This window comes from Vibrio sp. 2-2(8), assembly GCF_963888495.1.
GTDB classification, from domain to species: domain Bacteria; phylum Pseudomonadota; class Gammaproteobacteria; order Enterobacterales; family Vibrionaceae; genus Vibrio; species Vibrio anguillarum.
In genome coordinates this window covers 41,027-57,554 of record NZ_CAWPJM010000044.1, presented here as the reverse complement: position 1 = coordinate 57,554, position 16,528 = coordinate 41,027, and the positions used below count along the sequence as shown (strand labels likewise).

Below are 16,528 nucleotides of genomic sequence, written 5' to 3'. Positions count from 1 at the left end.
ATGGGTTAGGTATAAAAAATCTCCCCAGAAATTACTGGGTCTTAAACTTACTCACTAAATTATTCAGATCATCAGCTGAACTCGCGAGATTTTGTGAGTTAAGTAGAGCTCGGCTCGATACATCATCAACTTTCTGAGTATCTTCTTGTACTTGATGAATATTACGATTAATTTCTTCTGCGACTAGGTGCTGCTCTTCGGCAGCCGTTGCGATTTGAGTATTCATATCGTGAATCGACAATACTGACTGATAGATGCCAGTAAAGCTATCGTTGACCGACTCAGTCGTTGTCACGGTTTTCCGTGACGCATTTAAACTCACGGTCATCTGTTCTGCGACTTCTTTGGTCCTATTTTGCAAACGTACCACTAAGCCGTTGATTTCTTCGGTTGAATCTTGCGTACGTTTTGCGAGCGCACGAACCTCATCCGCAACAACAGCAAAACCTCTTCCCTGCTCCCCTGCACGAGCCGCTTCAATCGCAGCGTTTAAAGCCAACAGGTTGGTCTGTTCAGCAATGCCGCGAATGGTATCTAAAATTGCAGTAATACCTTGGCTATCATTTTCTAACTCTTGAATCGTGGTTGAAGACGTTGAAATATAATCAGCTAACTGATTGACACTAGAAACCGCGGTGTGGATATTTTGCTGGCCTTGACTCACTAATTGCTGACTGTCATCAGCAGCCTGGGCTGCCGAGCTGCATAGCGTTGCTACTTCATTGGCAGTAGACACCATTTCATTAAACGCCGTTGATACCATCTCAACCGCTTGTTTCTGTCGTTGAGAAACGGCTGACAAGTCTTCCGATATTGTTGCCGCTCTTTGCGCCGATTCCCCCATCTGTTCTCCAGCATGGCCTATTTGCTGCACAAGTAATCGAATGGCTTTCAAAAATGCGTTGAAATACACAGCTAATTGACCCGTTTCATCGTTCGAACGAATGACCAATTCCTTGGTTAAATCACCTTCCCCTTCAGCTATCTCTTGTAAGCCGTTTGAAACTAAACTAAGCGGCTTGGCGATCAACCCCGCCAAAAAAAGTGCGCCAATGATGAAAATCACTGTCAACACAAAAACAATCGCTAAAATGTATTTGATCAAGCTATTGCTTTCTGCCATAACTTCTTCGGTAGTAATCAGGCCAACGAACTTCCAACCTAACTTTTCAGAATTCATGACATTAGCCATATATTCCACACCGCCAATTTCTACATTGATAAAACCAGAGGATGTTTGACCTATCGTTTTGTATGCAGCAGCTAAGGAGTCAAGGGGTTGAAAATTGTTCTCTGGGTACTTAGCATCCACCAAGACGTTACCGCTATCCTCAACCATCATAATGTATCCGGTTTCGCCTAGTTTTATCTTCTTCACGATATCCGTCAGTGTTTTTAGCGAAACATCAATCGCAACCACCCCAGCATTTTGGGTACCAGCAGCATTAAAGGACAAAACATTGCTCACAATCGTGGCGTCATCAGGCTCCCAATAATAGGCTTGAGTGCGTTTTATCTCGCCTGGGCTAGACATCGCCGTTTTGTACCACGGGCGAGCTCTAGGATCATAATTGTCTGACGCCTTACCCGTCGGCCATTGTATATATCCGCCCTCTTTGGTTCCCATGTAAACGTACGAATAACCTTTGTGCGCCTCACCCATAAGGTAAAGCGCTTCATAAATTCCACGCTCCACCATTCCATTGCTATCTGGGGTCATCGGTTCAGCTATTTTGTCGATATAACGGGTAATGGAACTGTCCACTTTTTGCAACGCGGGTGAGTTGGCTAACATTTTCACATTTTGTTCAATGCCAGAAAAATAGATGGCGATAGCATTATCAACCTGACTCATTTCTCCATGACTTTGTTCAATAAAATCACTAACGGCTTGTGAACGTAAATTCGTCACCATTACCGTTGAAACAATAGCAACAGGGATAATGGTCGCCGAAATCAAGCTGAGCAACAGTTTAGATTTTATTTTCATTGTTATTACGCCTTATCTCTGTATTTGACAGCAGCTCATTTCTTTTAGTTACCTACACTAAAAATTTAGTTAATAGCGATAAAGATGCAATGTCACTAAAGCGTTATTTCTAAAATAGGTGCTTATAAATGGTTGAATACGATGAAAGCGAAAGAATAAACTGCCATAAGTAAGCAGCACTGCATACAATCACTGCAAGGTAAAAAAGGAGAAAACGATGGATAAGCGACACAAAACTGTGATTATTGCTGGCGCTTCCGGTCTCGTTGGGCAGCATGCTTTAGCCATCATGCTAGAAGAGCAAGCCGTCTCTCAAATCTATTCTTTAGTCAGAAAAAGCACCGAAATCCAACACCCAAAGTTGCAAGAAATCATTCATCCGCAGTTGCAAATCACGCACTGGGATGAAAGTTTTGTCCCTCCCCAGCTTGGTCTCATCGCACTAGGGACTACCCGTAAGCAAGCGGGTTCAAAGCAGGGGCTGGAGAAAGTAGACTATGAGTTGGTTTGTCAAGTTGCTCAAACAATGAAGACATTGGGTGTCAAGCGCATTGCCATCGTTTCGAGCTTAGGTGCCAAAGCTCGCTCTCGATCTCATTACTTACAATGCAAAGGGAGAATGGAAGAAACCATTCGCCGAATGGGTTTTGAACAAGTGACCTTCGTCAGGCCTGGGCCTCTAACTGGCATTCGGAAAAACAAGCGAACGGATGAAAAATGGGTACGAGTGATTCTGACTCTATTGCACCCTCTGCTACTAGGGCGCTTACGCAATTTTATCCCCATTTCCGCGCAAGATGTTGCAAGCGCTATGCTCTATTGCCTCTTTCAGATACAACCACACGCCATAGATATTTTGCACTCTAGCGACATGCTTGCCTTGCTCAAGAAGTATCAATGACTTGCTTAAATAACTCACCGATCGGTTCATTTACCAGCACAATAGAAAGATTGATAACCATTTGTTCTAAATCATGCTGATTTTGTCTTTGGATTAACCTACGTTAAAAGATATTGTTGCGTTTCATCGCTTTTATTCCCCTTTTACCTAGCATTATCGACTACATCGCTCATCGGCGATCAACGTAATCATGGGTACACAACTTTTAAGGTGTCGCATCATGTCAGTTGCAGCCATTGCCGCACTCGCAGTATTTATTGGCATTCTGTTTTTTCTCTTCGGACAGCAGAAAAAGTCTCACACTCTTTCACGCTTAGTGCTACTTGGGTTGATCCTAGGCAGCGCATTTGGCCTTGCTCTACAAGTGGTTCTTGGTGAAGGACATGTGGCCATCAAGGAAACATTAGGCTGGGTCAACGTCGTCGGTAACGGCTATGTTGGTTTGCTAAAAATGGTGATTATGCCTTTGGTGCTGGTGTCGATGATCGCTGCGGTTGTGAAGCTCGATAAAGGTGGCTCGCTGGGTAAAATCTCTGGCCTGACCATTTCTATCTTACTGCTGACGACTGCTGTCTCGGCATTGATCGGTATTTTTGTCACCCAAGCTTTTGGTTTAACAGCAGACGGCCTCGTTGAAGGCAGCCGTGAAACGGCGCGTATTGCTGTACTAGAAAGCCGCGCCGCTACTGTGAGTGATTTAACTATTCCTCAAATGCTATTAAGCTTTATTCCGACCAATCCTTTTGCCGACTTAACCGGTGCTCGCTCAACCTCGATCATCGCTGTGGTTATTTTTGGCGTACTAACGGGTATTGCGGCGCGTAAAGTAATGTCAGAGAAAGCCGAGCTAGAAACGCCAATCCGCACCTTTGTCGAAGCGATACAGTCGATTGTTATGCGCCTCGTGAAAATGGTGATGGCACTAACCCCTTACGGTATTGCGGCGTTGATGGCGAAAGTTGTCGCTACATCAAGCGCGGGCGATATTCTGAGTTTGCTCGGTTTTATTGTCGCCTCTTATGTCGCCATTGCATTGATGTTTGTGGTGCACGGTATATTAGTTTCTTTTGTAGGCGTTAGCCCTAAAGAGTATTTTCAAAAAATTTGGCCAGTGTTGACCTTCGCGTTCACCTCACGTAGCTCAGCGGCAACCATTCCTCTTAATGTAGAAGCGCAAATCACTAAGCTGAACGTACCACCAGCAATTGCCAACCTATCGGCTTCATTCGGTGCCACTATTGGTCAAAACGGCTGCGCTGGTATTTACCCAGCCATGCTCGCAGTGATGGTTGCTCCTACCGTCGGTATTAATCCAATGGACGTACACTTTATTTTGTCGCTAGTGGCGATTATCGCAATCAGCTCATTTGGTATTGCCGGCGTCGGTGGCGGTGCCACTTTTGCAGCCTTAATCGTGCTACCAGCGATGGGCCTACCAGTGACGATTGCAGCACTGCTTATCTCCATTGAACCGTTGATTGATATGGCCCGCACCGCGTTGAACGTTTCAGGCTCAATGACGGCAGGTACCATTACCAGCCGATTACTGAACGGTAAACAGGTACAAGTTCAAGAACAGCAAGCCTAGAAAGTATCGAACGTTCTCGTTTTTCTCCAAGCCGGTGCCAATGCGCCGGCTTTTTCATTTCAAATCCTCATCAGAGCATGCTTCGCACATTGCTATGTCACACGGGCAATGGTCTAATAAACCTTAAATTTCAGCGACTGGATACTATCGAATGCGACAAGAGCACCCGCCTACTTTCTTTTTCCTCGACTATGAGACGTGGGGAGTCAACCCTGCGAAAGATCGTCCAAGCCAATTTGCGGGCGTTCGCACCGATATGGATTTTAATATTATTGGCGAACCACTGGTTATCTATTGCCAACCACCAGCGGACTATTTGCCTTCTCCAGAAGCGGCGCTTATTACGGGTATCACACCACAAAAAGCGGTGGCCCAAGGCTTGCCAGAGCCTGAATTTATCGCCAAAATTCATCAACAACTCGCCACACCCAACACCACCAGCCTTGGTTACAACAGTATTCGTTTTGATGATGAAGTAACGCGTTACACTTGCTATCGTAATTTCATTGATCCGTATGCTTGGAGCTGGCAAAACGGCAATTCACGCTGGGATTTACTTGATGTGATGCGCGCCTGCCATGCGCTACGCCCAGAAGGCATCAACTGGCCCGAAAATGACGAAGGCTTTACCAGTTTTAAGTTGGAGCATCTCTCAGTTGCCAATGGCATCGAACACGCGAATGCCCACGATGCTATGGCCGATGTTATCGCCACCATTGAGCTGGCCAAAAAAGTAAAAGCCGCCCAACCCAAGTTGTTTGATTACTTTTTTAACATGCGCCATAAACGCAAACTCAATGATCTGATTGATATCGTCAACATGACACCTTTAATGCACGTATCAGGTATGTTAGGCCGAGAATGCCAATACACCAGTTGGATCGTGCCGATTGCTTGGCATCCCACCAATCAAAATGCGGTTATTGTGGTGGACCTTGCCAAAAACCCTCAACCCCTGATCGATTTAAGCAGCGAAGAACTGCATCAACGTCTATATACCAAACGCGAAGAGTTAGCAGAAGGTGAATTGCCAGTGCCCATCAAATTAGTGCATCTCAATAAATGCCCTATCCTTGCGCCGGCCAAAACATTAACGGCCGAAAATGCAGACCATATCGGGGTCGATAGAAACCTGTGTCTTGAACACTTAGCGCTCATCAAGCAGTACCCAGAGATCAGAGAAAAGCTGATTGGCCTCTACACAATTGAGCGAGAATATAAGCACAGTGACGATGTCGATACTCAACTCTACGACGGTTTCTTCTCTCCAGCCGACAAAGCGGCGATGGAGATCATTCGCCAAGCTGATCCTGTCAATCTCGCCGCATTAGACATTAGTTTTAGCGATAAGCGCATCGAACCCTTGCTGTTTCGCTACCGCGCTCGCCATTACCCATTGACATTAAGTGACGAAGAGCAAAGACGTTGGGCAACTCACTGTCGTGATTATTTCGAAAGCCACCTTGAAGAGTACATGCTCAATTTAGAGAACTTAGTTCACACCCACAGCAGTGACGAAAAGAAAATGGCTATTTTAAAATCCGTTTACCGTTATGTGGAAGACATCGCGAGTTAATGTACGAGGTTTTCGCGCTGTCAGGTTTCAAACCAACACGCTGCGATTCCATTTCCGAAAATAGTTTAGGCACAACAAGGCACCGACTTTTATTGTGAATACCATTGCAAAATATTTGGTCTCTATGGGGCTGATTTTCCTTTGCCTGATGGCAGGTATCAATCTTCAACATTGGCTTGGCATCACCATTCCGGGCAGTATTATCGGAATGCTAATTCTGTTTAGTTTATTGGCAAGTGGGCTCGTGCCTGTCGAATGGGTAAAACCCAGTGCCAGTCTTTTTATCCGTTATATGGTCATTTTATTTGTCCCTATCAGTGTCGGATTAATCGAGCATTTTGATTTATTGATGAGTAACGCCATACCGATTCTTGCTAGCGCGGTGGGCGGTACGCTGATCGTATTAGTTTGTCTGGGTTTAGGGCTGGATCGTTTTTTGAAAAAGGGGAATAAGTGATGTGGTTATTGCTCACGATTGCGGTCTTTTTCCTGACACGTTGGATCAGTAAAAAATGCAAAACGGCCATAATGAATCCGTTACTGCTCAGCCTTGTGATCATCATTCCTATCTTGCTATTTTTTAACATCCCTTATGCCAGTTACTATGCTGATAACCAATGGCTGAGCTTTCTGTTGCAACCGGCTGTGGTGGCGCTGGCTTATCCTCTCTATGAACAACTGCCTCAGATCCGCTCAAATTGGCGCATCATTGCCCTCGCCTGTGGGGTTGGCAGTGCTATGTCAATGCTCACAGCCAGCTTAATTGCTGTTTATCTTCAAACGGATATACATTTAATCGCCAGCCTACTGGGTAAATCAGTTACCACACCGATTGCGATGGAAGTTTCCAGTAACCTCGGTGGAGAGCCAGCCATTGCCGCCGTTTTAGTGGTCATTGTAGGGCTGTTTGGCGCAATTCTCGCCTACCCTATCTACAACCTTCTCAACATTACGCATCCAATTGCCAAAGGCTTAACCATGGGCACCGTATCTCATGCGCTGGGCACAGCAACCTGCGCTGAAAAAGATCCACGTGACGCAGCATTTAGTTCACTTGCATTAGTCGTGTGCGGCGTAATCACATCGATACTTGCTCCAAGTTTTTTTGCTTTTTCAATGTGGTTGTCCACGCTATAGAGTGCCAACAGAAATCAAAGATACGTCTACTCATGGATTTTGATTGTAGACGTGTCTCACTCTAAGGCTGACTGTAATCGATTTCATGTGTGACCTCACTCTAAATGTGAAAACCAAAATCACGTTACATTAAATTACGTGACTTAAATCTCAGTAAAATTTCATTCTTCGCCTAGAATATTCGTCAATACATAGATAAGGACTCATTATGAAAAGCCGTATTGAACAGGCGCTAGCTGATACGCCAAAACCCGTTGCAGAATTTTTGTCGCCCATTCTGCTGTGCGATGATTTTGACGCAACCCTATCACCAGAACAGTTCAACCAACTGCTTTCTCTTTCTGGCTTAGACGATGCGGAATTGCGCGTTGCACTGCTGCCTTTTGCGGCCGCCTATGCTTATGTACCGCTTTCAAACTTTTACGTGGGAGCCATCGTCAGAGGTTTATCGGGCCGTTTGTACTTTGGCGCGAATATGGAGTTTTCCGGTGCACAATTAGGCCAAACCGTACACGCCGAGCAATGTGCCATCAGCCATGCGTGGATGAAAGGTGAACAAGGCGTTGCTGACATTACCATCAACTTCAGCCCTTGTGGGCACTGCCGTCAGTTTATGAATGAGCTTACGACCGCAGACTCGCTTGCCATTCAGCTACCACAGCGTGATGAGAAGTCACTGCAAGAGTACCTACCTGAATCATTTGGTCCTGCCGATTTAGGTGTTGATTCTGGTCTAATGGCAGACGCTAACCACGGCAAAACAACTACCGAAGATGACCCACTCATTGGCTTAGCTCTTAATGGCCTAAACCGCAGTTACGCACCCTATACCAACAATCTCAGTGGTGTTGCCCTGCAAGTTGAGAATGGTAAAACCTACGTCGGTGCGTATGCTGAAAATGCCGCATTCAACCCAAGCTTACCACCATTGCAAGTTGCTCTTGTTCAGTTAATGATGGATGGCCAACGCTTTGATAATATTGTCGCAGCCGCATTAGTTGAGATGTCTGATGGCAGTATTAGCCATTTAGCCGATACTCAAGCCACCTTGGAAGTAATTAACCCAGACATTCCTCTTTCCTATCTTGTGGTTTAGGCGCTCTAGTGAAAAATCCCCAACGCATGGGGATTTTTGCCTTTTGATGGTGCAGGTTTTACCGCATATCCTTTCCGCCCAACAAATTATCGAACACCTCTTGTTTACTCATCGGCTTGTAAAAATAGAAGCCTTGGATCTCATCAATATTCCAGACTTTGAGTTTGCGCAGTTGCGAAGCAGTTTCAACCCCTTCAGCCACGGTAGTTAAGCCTAGCTCTTGCGACATATTGATAATACTGCGCACCAAGGTTTTGGCTTTGTCATTGGATTCCAATGTGGAAATATAAGACTGGTCTAACTTCACTATATCTAATGGAAAATCACACAATGTACTAAACGAGGAATAGCCCGTACCAAAATCATCAAGCGCCAACTGTATACCGAGTTTTTTTATCGCATCCATGCGTTTGATCGTCTCTTCTTCAGCCCCCAACAACATACTTTCCGTCAATTCGAGCACTAATTGTCCCGGTTCAATTTGATATTTTTCAATCAATACTGATAAGTACCCGACCAATTTTTTACTGTAGAAATGCGGGCTAGAAAGATTGACGTGAATACTTAGCCGTTTACCCAACGAAAATTGCGACTGCGTTTGCAGTTCGCTAATAAATTGGCAGGCTTGGCCTAGTATCTGCTCTCCCAATTCAATGATCACTTTACGTTGCTCAGCCAAAGGGATAAATACGGTTGGCGAAACCATACCAAGTTGAGGGTGCTTCCAGCGAGCCAGAGCTTCAAAGCCAATGATTTCGGCACTGTCTGCACGAACAATCGGCTGATAGTAAGCAATAATATGGCCATCTTTCACAGCTGAGATAAGATCTCGATTGATCGCTAACGACTTCTGGGCATGAACAAACAATTCTTGTGTCACTGAAACAACCAGGCTGGCTCCAGCTTTCTCTGTTTGTTGAATGGCATAAAAACCACTTTGAACCAAAGTTTCAAAAGAATCGATAGCCAATTGTGAATCAATCACAGCACCTTCCACACTCAAATCGAGTTCCAAGCCGCCAATGTCAGTCTTCCTCTTGTAACTATCGATAAGCTTAGTGCCTCTATGAATCAAAAAAGAGGTTGCCCCGTTACCCAACTCACTCACCATAAATTCATATTCACTAATTCGTCCCATTATGGACCTGTTGAAACGGTTTCTAAGCGTAGCCGAAAAATGTTTAACGGCCATATCGTAAGCACTGTGTCCGTACACTTCTGAAATTTCTTTTAGTCTTTTAACCCGTAGGTAGAGCACGGAAAACCCACCACATTCGGTCGGATTGTCAATCAAAGGTTGGACTTGGCTCATCATCGTTGGACGATTAAGTAAACCTGACACTGGGTCACAATGGGTAAGGTCGTAAATAAGCTGCTCTTGCTGCTTTTGCTCGCTGATATCAGTAATCGATAGCATGATAGAGCGATGCCCACGTTGTTCTATCAATGTAGCTTCGATAAGACACTCTAAACGCTGCTGACCCTTTGTAACAACATGTCCCTCAAATTCACGCATCCCTTGTTCTATATTTTGGTAGAGTAATTCACTGCTGCACACCACATCATTTTGTATAATACAAAACTCATCTAAAACCTTTCCAACCAACTCATCTCTAGAATAAGAAAGCATATCCAACAAAGCTTGGTTCACATCGACAATGAAGCGATCAACCACCAGCAACATTCCGAGATTTTGGCTTTGATAGAGTGCATCAAATTTCTGTAACGTCTCTTTAAGCCTATCTTCCGCCAAGGAGGATGAGGCAGCAAGTGAACGGACAAGTTCGGTAATTCGTTCAAACTCATCTTGTTTATCATTCGATTGTGAAGAGAATGCACTCTCTTCAATCAGCTGATTGATCCCACGCTCAAAATTCTCAAACCGTTTGGCTACCTTGCTGCGAAACAGAGCAAAAGTAGCCACGGCGACAAAGCCGGCCGCAATGATGATCGTCAAAATCAAATAATAAAAAGTTTCGTTCCCTTTTTGATAGTAAAGCCGCTGAGCACAGGTTTTTAGATAACCAATAGGTTGCCCTGTCATATCACTGAGTAAGGTGTAATGCGTGATATTATTTTGATCTCTTTCAATACCTTCTTGATTATGACTAACAGGTAAAATCACAGGAGCATCGGTAACTACAATGTCATTTTTAGCGGTTAGTAGGTTCTGATACTGAGAAGGGAAACGGCGGGTTAAGTGCTGTCCCCATAGCATCCACCCCACAACATCAGCCGTACCTTCACTGTTACGCACCGGAGTTAGGCTCACCACCCACACACTATTTTCCACACGGATGAGGCCAGAGCGGCTAGTTTTATCCTCATCAAGTGTGTGATGCATCTGAATTAAATGGTCGCTCACACCTTGTGAGCGTATCAACTGTTCCACTAACGAACAGTTTGTGCCTGGTTCAATATCCCGACATAAGTATTCAACCAATTGCGAGGATTCGGTGATGAAAGCCAAAACGTCTAAACCTAAAGTATCGAGGGAATCAGGATACAAGTTGCGCTCAGCAAATTGAGTGTCGCCATTCAACAGCAGCAGATAAGTTTCATCCCAATAAGCCCAATCATAAGAACGCTTTTCTTGCTGTACTAAAAGATCTTGAATGACCGACTGAGCTTGATTGCTATCTCGATGAATCTCAATTGATTCAAGTTCATTCAAACTATATAAAAAAAAGTGGCGAGTAATAAATAAGCTGCTAAGAATGATCCCAACCAACCCGACAGAAAACAACAGAGCAGTTTTCGTGTGTAGAGTAATAAAACGCAAACGTAAGAAAGTTTTCATAGCCATAGGTGTCTTTTTCTTAGTCAATCCCACATAAACTTTAGACTGAAATTACTTCATATTCTTAACGCAGTTTCTCGAATGCTGTTTACTGCACATTAATTGCTATTTCAGCCTTAATTTTGTACAGATATGAGTTCGTTTACTGCGTATTACACAAACCACTCTATCGACAGCACGAACAGGAAATCACTCATCTCTCATCACAAAGGCAAACGTTTGCTTTTATTCTTAATTTTAGTATGATTTTGGCTGTTTTCGCTATTACCTATTGCTTGAATGTAAGGATTCACTATGTTTGGTACTGCTACACGTGAAAATGCCACCCGCGTTTTACTGCTTGGTTCCGGAGAATTGGGCAAAGAGGTGGCAATTGAATGCCAACGCCTTGGTTTAGAAGTGATTGCCTGTGATCGCTACGCCAACGCTCCAGCAATGCAGGTGGCGCATCGTAGCCACGTATTGGATATGCTCGATGGCGATGCGCTACAAGCCATTATCGAACTCGAAAAACCAGACTACGTGGTGCCAGAAATTGAAGCAATTGCCACTCACAAGCTGGTTGAACTGGAAGCGCAAGGCTTAAACGTGGTCCCCACGGCAACGGCCACTCAATTGACGATGAACCGTGAAGGCATTCGCCGTTTAGCCGCAGAAACTCTTGCCTTACCTACCTCTCCTTATCAGTTTGCTGATGACTATAATGATTTTGTACTGGCGATTGAGCATGTCGGTATGCCTTGCGTAGTTAAGCCTGTGATGAGTTCATCAGGTAAAGGCCAAAGTGTGATTAAGACGCAAGAGGATATTAGCCGCGCTTGGGCATACGCTCAAGAAGGTGGCCGCAGTGGAGCTGGGAGAGTGATCGTCGAAGGATTTATCGATTTCGATTACGAAATTACTCTCTTGACGATTCGAGCAGTGGATGGTGTCCATTTCTGCGCTCCCATTGGCCATCGACAAGAGGAAGGGGATTATCGCGAATCATGGCAACCACAAGTGATGTCGGCTAACGCAATTAAAGCCGCTGAATATGTAGCAGAACAAGTGGTTAATGCACTCGGTGGTTACGGCTTATTTGGTGTTGAACTGTTTGTAAAAGGCGATAATGTTATCTTCAATGAGGTGTCCCCTCGCCCACATGATACGGGAATGGTCACCCTCATTTCGCAAGAGCTGTCTGAATTTGCGTTACACGTGCGCGCGTTCACGGGTATGCCAATCAACAGTATTACCCAATATGGACCATCGGCATCTGCGGTTATTTTAGGTCAAGGCACCTCCACTAACCTTAGATTTGATGGAATAAATGAAGCACTGTCTATCCCACACACTCAACTTCGTCTGTTTGGTAAACCAGACATTGATGGACGCCGTCGACTTGGGGTTGCTCTGGCGAAAGATAAAGAACTCAAACAGGCTTTGCACAACGCAATTCAATGTGCCAAAAGCGTGCAAGTGATTCTGTAAAAACGCAAAGCGAGCCACTAGGCTCGCTTTCATTTTCTTCACCAACAATACTCGCTGCAGAGCCTTACTCTTTAATCAGTTCACTGACCGTGCTAACCACACTGTCCGCGGCTTTTCTCATTTCATCAATCAGCTTTTGCGTCTCTTCCAGTTTGCTGTTACATGCCGTGACTTGGCCTTGAATTGCCCCCATCATCGATGTCGAGCTGTTGGTCAGTTCGCTATTGAGCTTAACAATATTACCAATTTCATCGGTCGCTTTGGTGGTATTGGAGGCTAATGAGCGCACCTCATCAGCAACCACAGCAAAACCCCGGCCATACTCCCCAGCACGCGCAGCCTCGATAGCGGCATTGAGCGCCAGCAAATTAGTCTGTTCTGCTATGCCTGTAATGGTGGTTACAATTTTGGTGATTTGCTGCGACTGGTTGGCCAGTTGCGTCATCGATGTATTCGCCTTAGTGATCGCGTTATCAATCTCTTTAGCAATGGAGGCGGCTTCGGCTAGCGTTCCCGTCCCAAGTTGAGCAATATGTACCGTTTCTTGTGAGGTGTGATGCGCCACTTCTGCTGCATCTTTAATCGCCCGAGCTTGCAGTACTCGTTGCGTGACATCAGTTGCAAACTTAGTCACACCAATCACTTTATGCTTTTCGTTAAAGATGGGGTTATAAGTCGCTTCTAACCAAATTTCATCACCATGTTTTGTAAAACGTTTAAATAATCCCGTTTTAAAATGGCCGCTAGCAAGCGACGCCCAAAAATTCGGGTTCTTTCTATAAAACTCATCGTCACAGAATAGGCGATGTGGTTTACCAACGATTTCTTGTAATTTGTACCCAACACAGGACAGAAAGTTTGGATTCGCCTCCACAACCGTCCCATCGGGAGTGAAAGAAATCACAGCCATTGACTTATCGACAGCTTCAAATACGGCCACTTGTCTATCCAATTTCTCTTTTGCAGCAGTGACATCACTGGCAATCTTCACCACCTTAACCACTTTTCCTTGCTCATCTTTTACTGGGATGTACGTAGCTTCAATCCAGACTTTATTATGGCTTTTAGTTAAACGGCAAAACGTCCCCGCATGAGGTTTACCTTGCGCTAAATTTTGCCAAAGTTGACTATATTGAGGCGCATTAACAAATTCACTTTCACAGAACATTCGATGATGCTGGCCCACCACTTCCGATAATGAATAACCCAACACTTGTAAGAATGAGGAGCTGGCAGTCAGAATATGTCCTTGTGGATCAAACTCAATATAAGCCATCGTGCGTTTTATTGAATCAACCACCAGTTCATCACTGCTCTTTTTAAACGGTTGATTGCTGTTTGGCTTCCGACTAAACAAACCCATAGTTTTTCCTTAGTATTAGAGCGGCTGATATAGACGTAATGGTTTGCTCTCATCAAACGCCTAAAACCTACCTATTTATTGTTGTCTAGGATGTATAAATAAACGATTTAAGCATAGTCTGTTACTTCTCAATTAACCACACGACTTCAGCAAAACGGCTTAATCCTCGTTGACTGATTTTAGGGTGATTTTCATCAGCATCGTCACGAAACAGACACGTCACTTTGCAGTCAGTGAATAACGACTCAACTTCATTTTTGGCGACACAGAATGGAGGACCCGTCATTTCACTTTGAACGTAATCCAGCGTCACAAGCAGCACCCTTCCGCCCTCTTTCAACAATGAAAGCAAGCGAGTAACGTACTCCTTTCGCATTTCAGGGGGCAGCGCAACTAACGCCGCTCGGTCGTAGATAAGCTCAACCGCTTTTAGCGGCGCACTAAAAACATCTCCGGTATAAATCATCAGTTCATCAAACTGATACAGTTCATGCGCTCCATTTAAGCGAGTGACCGTTGGCGTATAAAAATGCTCAGCAAAAAAGGAACGAACGGCAATTTCACTCAGCTCTACACCCTGAACCTGTTCATGCTGGGAAGCGAGCCATATCAAATCTTCACTTTTTCCGCACAATGGTACAAATACACTTTCATTTCGTTGAGGTGAGAGTTGAGGCCAATATTCGATCAACAATGGGTTCACATCTTCTAAGTGAAATCCTATTTGGTTGGAGGCCCATTTCTTGTGCCAAAACTCGGGATCTTTCATTATCTTCGTACTCTACGATTAAAATCTACAGCCAGACAAAGTACATGCTACTGACTAATAAGTGAATCCCCAACGGGTTAAACAAACAGCATAAAGACAGATACAGATGTTCATATTTGGTTCATCCTCATTAGATACACTTGGTAACACATCAAATTGAACAGATAGCCTGGCGAGGCGTCTGAAGATAAGACCTGTGATAAAGCGCAAAATTATGGATTAATTGTTCCACGAGCTATTGAGTTCACTTTGTTTAGCCCAAGATCTCATAGCAAGCGACTCTGGTTATCACGTGTTTAGGTCTATTTTGGTTTCACCTTTTACCTAGACTAAGTTAAGGAGAATGAATGAGCCTATTTTTACGTACTACGGCACTGATGCTTTTAGTACTAAGCAGAGCCCCTGCCTTTGCAGCCGTTCCGTTCAATTCAGAAAGTGATGCCAAAGTTGGTGAATCGAAAAATCAACTCTCATCTAAACTGTTCAAGCATAGTTTAAGCGGTTTATATGGCATCCAGTCCACCAACAACCAGCCTTTGCAACCCTACAACGATTTTGAAATTCTCTACAGTAAAGCTCACCAAGCTCAACGTGAACTTGAAACATTGTGCAGAAGTACTGCTTTACTGACATCAACAGAGGCTCACTTTTCTGGCGTGAAATCACGTGACCGAGCATTAAACAAAATAGAACATGAATTAGGTGGGCGAGCTGATAGGATCACAGATTTAGCCAGAACAACCCTGGTGGCAAATGATGTACCAAGCTTAGTCGAGGCTTATGAGGTATTAAGCCGAGAAGCCAGTATCGTAAAAGTAAAGAACCGCTTTAAATCGCCTGCCGCATCGGGCTATCGCGATTTAAACTTACTGGTTCAACTTCCTAAAACCAATGTCATTGCAGAAGTACAATTACATCTTAAAGCCATTGCCGATGTGAAAAATGGCCCCGAGCATCGTTTCTATGAACAGATCCAGAAGTTTGAACGTGTCGCCGCATTAGAGAAGCGAGCGTTACATGATATTGAAAAGGCGCAAATTAACCAGTTTCGTCGCCAATCTATCGAACTCTACCAAAACGCCTGGCAGCCGTATATCACCACTCATATTCAAGCAGCCTAATACGTTCAGAACCCTTAACTCACCATAAACAGAAAAAAAAAGACCACGCATAGCGTGGTCTATTGCTCGGTCTATTTTTCGACATTAATGTTCTCGACTCGGGCTTTTAATTTCTGCCCTGGGCGGAACGTTACGACACGTCGAGCGGAGATAGGAATATCCTCACCTGTTTTTGGGTTTCGACCCGGACGCTCGTTTTTGTCTCGTAGATCAAAATTACCAAAACCAGATAGTTTTACCTGTTCGCCACTTTCAAGCGCCTTGCGAATCTCTTCGAAAAACACTTCAACCGTTTCCTTGGCATCCCGTTTACTGTATCCAAGCTTTTCAAACAGGTTTTCAGCCAATTCGGCCTTTGTGAGCGCCATAAAACTTCCCTCAAAGCTATGTTAAACCTTGCTGCTTCTAAGCAGCGCCAAAGCATTTTCGCTTAGCCAATCAATAAGATATCGGCTTTACCTGAAAAGTGTATGCCAAGCTTCTGATTTTCGCCAACTTTTTTATTCGCAACAATATTAATAGTTTCATCAAAATAAGCGCATATACTGGCTGCATTTATACAATTAGACGTCGAAGATTGAGAAAAAACACTGACAATTTAGTTAGTTATATCATAACGGCCAACATTTTCAGAATTTCATACTATTTTGAATGGATATCGATTTCTGATAAAAAAATTTATAACCTGTTAAATCATAGACTTGTTTAACACTAACT

13 protein-coding genes are annotated in these 16,528 nt (G+C 44.3%); 8 read left to right on the top strand and 5 right to left on the bottom strand.

From position 1 onward, the window contains the following. Window positions 1-31: 31 nt before the first annotated feature. Window positions 32-1,990 (bottom strand): methyl-accepting chemotaxis protein, encoded by a 1,959-nt coding sequence (locus AACV12_RS11490; RefSeq protein ID WP_094166419.1) that lies wholly within the window; start codon window positions 1,988-1,990, stop codon window positions 32-34. Window positions 1,991-2,207: 217 nt separating this feature from the next. On the opposite strand from AACV12_RS11490, the gene AACV12_RS11485 reads away from it, so the two are divergent. The 6 genes from AACV12_RS11485 (at window position 2,208) to cdd (ending at window position 8,288) form a co-directional block, all read left to right on the top strand. After that, on the top strand, window positions 2,208-2,891 hold the full coding sequence (locus AACV12_RS11485) for an NAD(P)H-binding protein (protein WP_013856632.1): 684 nt from the start codon (window positions 2,208-2,210) through the stop codon (window positions 2,889-2,891). Window positions 2,892-3,111: 220 nt separating this feature from the next. Next, window positions 3,112-4,479: an L-cystine transporter gene (locus AACV12_RS11480; protein WP_026028454.1), complete on the top strand. Its 1,368-nt coding sequence runs from the start codon at window positions 3,112-3,114 to the stop codon at window positions 4,477-4,479. A gap of 151 nt (window positions 4,480-4,630) precedes the next feature. Then, window positions 4,631-6,055 (top strand): exodeoxyribonuclease I, encoded by a 1,425-nt coding sequence (gene sbcB / locus AACV12_RS11475; RefSeq protein WP_170900358.1) that lies wholly within the window; start codon window positions 4,631-4,633, stop codon window positions 6,053-6,055. 124 nt (window positions 6,056-6,179) lie between these two features. Beyond that, entirely contained in the window at window positions 6,180-6,512 is a 333-nt protein-coding gene (locus tag AACV12_RS11470) for a CidA/LrgA family protein (RefSeq protein WP_033197434.1), read from the top strand. Then, the gene (locus AACV12_RS11465; RefSeq protein ID WP_010319624.1) at window positions 6,512-7,192 is read left to right on the top strand and encodes a CidB/LrgB family autolysis modulator; all 681 of its coding nucleotides are present in this window, start codon (window positions 6,512-6,514) and stop codon (window positions 7,190-7,192) included. The genes AACV12_RS11470 and AACV12_RS11465 overlap by 1 nt, the downstream gene beginning before the upstream one ends. A gap of 208 nt (window positions 7,193-7,400) precedes the next feature. Further along, entirely contained in the window at window positions 7,401-8,288 is an 888-nt protein-coding gene (gene cdd / locus AACV12_RS11460) for a cytidine deaminase (protein ID WP_094126953.1), read from the top strand. A 58-nt stretch (window positions 8,289-8,346) separates the two neighbouring features. Here the strand turns inward: cdd and AACV12_RS11455 are convergent, their stop codons facing one another. Next, window positions 8,347-11,094, bottom strand: coding sequence for a bifunctional diguanylate cyclase/phosphodiesterase (locus AACV12_RS11455; protein ID WP_249371343.1), 2,748 nt, complete (start codon window positions 11,092-11,094; stop codon window positions 8,347-8,349). Between the two features lie 288 nt (window positions 11,095-11,382). On the opposite strand from AACV12_RS11455, the gene purT reads away from it, so the two are divergent. After that, window positions 11,383-12,558, top strand: a complete 1,176-nt coding sequence (gene purT, locus AACV12_RS11450; protein WP_017047011.1) for a formate-dependent phosphoribosylglycinamide formyltransferase — start codon at window positions 11,383-11,385, stop codon at window positions 12,556-12,558. Window positions 12,559-12,622: 64 nt separating this feature from the next. On the opposite strand, the gene AACV12_RS11445 is transcribed toward purT, so the two are convergent. After that, on the bottom strand, window positions 12,623-13,921 hold the full coding sequence (locus tag AACV12_RS11445; protein WP_170900356.1) for a methyl-accepting chemotaxis protein: 1,299 nt from the start codon (window positions 13,919-13,921) through the stop codon (window positions 12,623-12,625). A gap of 121 nt (window positions 13,922-14,042) precedes the next feature. Beyond that, window positions 14,043-14,690: a thiopurine S-methyltransferase gene (locus AACV12_RS11440; RefSeq protein ID WP_094132002.1), complete on the bottom strand. Its 648-nt coding sequence runs from the start codon at window positions 14,688-14,690 to the stop codon at window positions 14,043-14,045. Window positions 14,691-15,037: 347 nt separating this feature from the next. Between AACV12_RS11440 and AACV12_RS11435 the strand changes: the two genes are divergently transcribed. Continuing rightward, window positions 15,038-15,811 carry a RelA/SpoT domain-containing protein gene (locus AACV12_RS11435; protein ID WP_013856623.1) on the top strand — a complete coding sequence of 258 codons (774 nt, stop codon included), beginning with the start codon at window positions 15,038-15,040 and terminating at the stop codon, window positions 15,809-15,811. 71 nt (window positions 15,812-15,882) lie between these two features. Here AACV12_RS11435 and ihfA read toward each other — a convergent pair whose 3' ends face one another. Next, window positions 15,883-16,179, bottom strand: coding sequence for an integration host factor subunit alpha (gene ihfA / locus AACV12_RS11430; protein ID WP_010319630.1), 297 nt, complete (start codon window positions 16,177-16,179; stop codon window positions 15,883-15,885). Window positions 16,180-16,528 lie beyond the last annotated feature (349 nt).

Excerpts from the sequence above, each read along its gene's own strand:
- AACV12_RS11490 (WP_094166419.1), bottom strand. The coding sequence starts at position 1,990 with ATGAAAATAAAATCTAAACTGTTGCTCAGCTTGATTTCGGCGACCATT.
- AACV12_RS11485 (WP_013856632.1), top strand. The coding sequence starts at position 2,208 with ATGGATAAGCGACACAAAACTGTGATTATTGCTGGCGCTTCCGGTCTC.
- AACV12_RS11480 (WP_026028454.1), top strand. The coding sequence starts at position 3,112 with ATGTCAGTTGCAGCCATTGCCGCACTCGCAGTATTTATTGGCATTCTG.
- sbcB (WP_170900358.1), top strand. The coding sequence starts at position 4,631 with ATGCGACAAGAGCACCCGCCTACTTTCTTTTTCCTCGACTATGAGACG.
- AACV12_RS11470 (WP_033197434.1), top strand. The coding sequence starts at position 6,180 with ATGGGGCTGATTTTCCTTTGCCTGATGGCAGGTATCAATCTTCAACAT.
- AACV12_RS11465 (WP_010319624.1), top strand. The coding sequence starts at position 6,512 with ATGTGGTTATTGCTCACGATTGCGGTCTTTTTCCTGACACGTTGGATC.
- cdd (WP_094126953.1), top strand. The coding sequence starts at position 7,401 with ATGAAAAGCCGTATTGAACAGGCGCTAGCTGATACGCCAAAACCCGTT.
- AACV12_RS11455 (WP_249371343.1), bottom strand. The coding sequence starts at position 11,094 with ATGGCTATGAAAACTTTCTTACGTTTGCGTTTTATTACTCTACACACG.
- purT (WP_017047011.1), top strand. The coding sequence starts at position 11,383 with ATGTTTGGTACTGCTACACGTGAAAATGCCACCCGCGTTTTACTGCTT.
- AACV12_RS11445 (WP_170900356.1), bottom strand. The coding sequence starts at position 13,921 with ATGGGTTTGTTTAGTCGGAAGCCAAACAGCAATCAACCGTTTAAAAAG.
- AACV12_RS11440 (WP_094132002.1), bottom strand. The coding sequence starts at position 14,690 with ATGAAAGATCCCGAGTTTTGGCACAAGAAATGGGCCTCCAACCAAATA.
- AACV12_RS11435 (WP_013856623.1), top strand. The coding sequence starts at position 15,038 with ATGAGCCTATTTTTACGTACTACGGCACTGATGCTTTTAGTACTAAGC.
- ihfA (WP_010319630.1), bottom strand. The coding sequence starts at position 16,179 with ATGGCGCTCACAAAGGCCGAATTGGCTGAAAACCTGTTTGAAAAGCTT.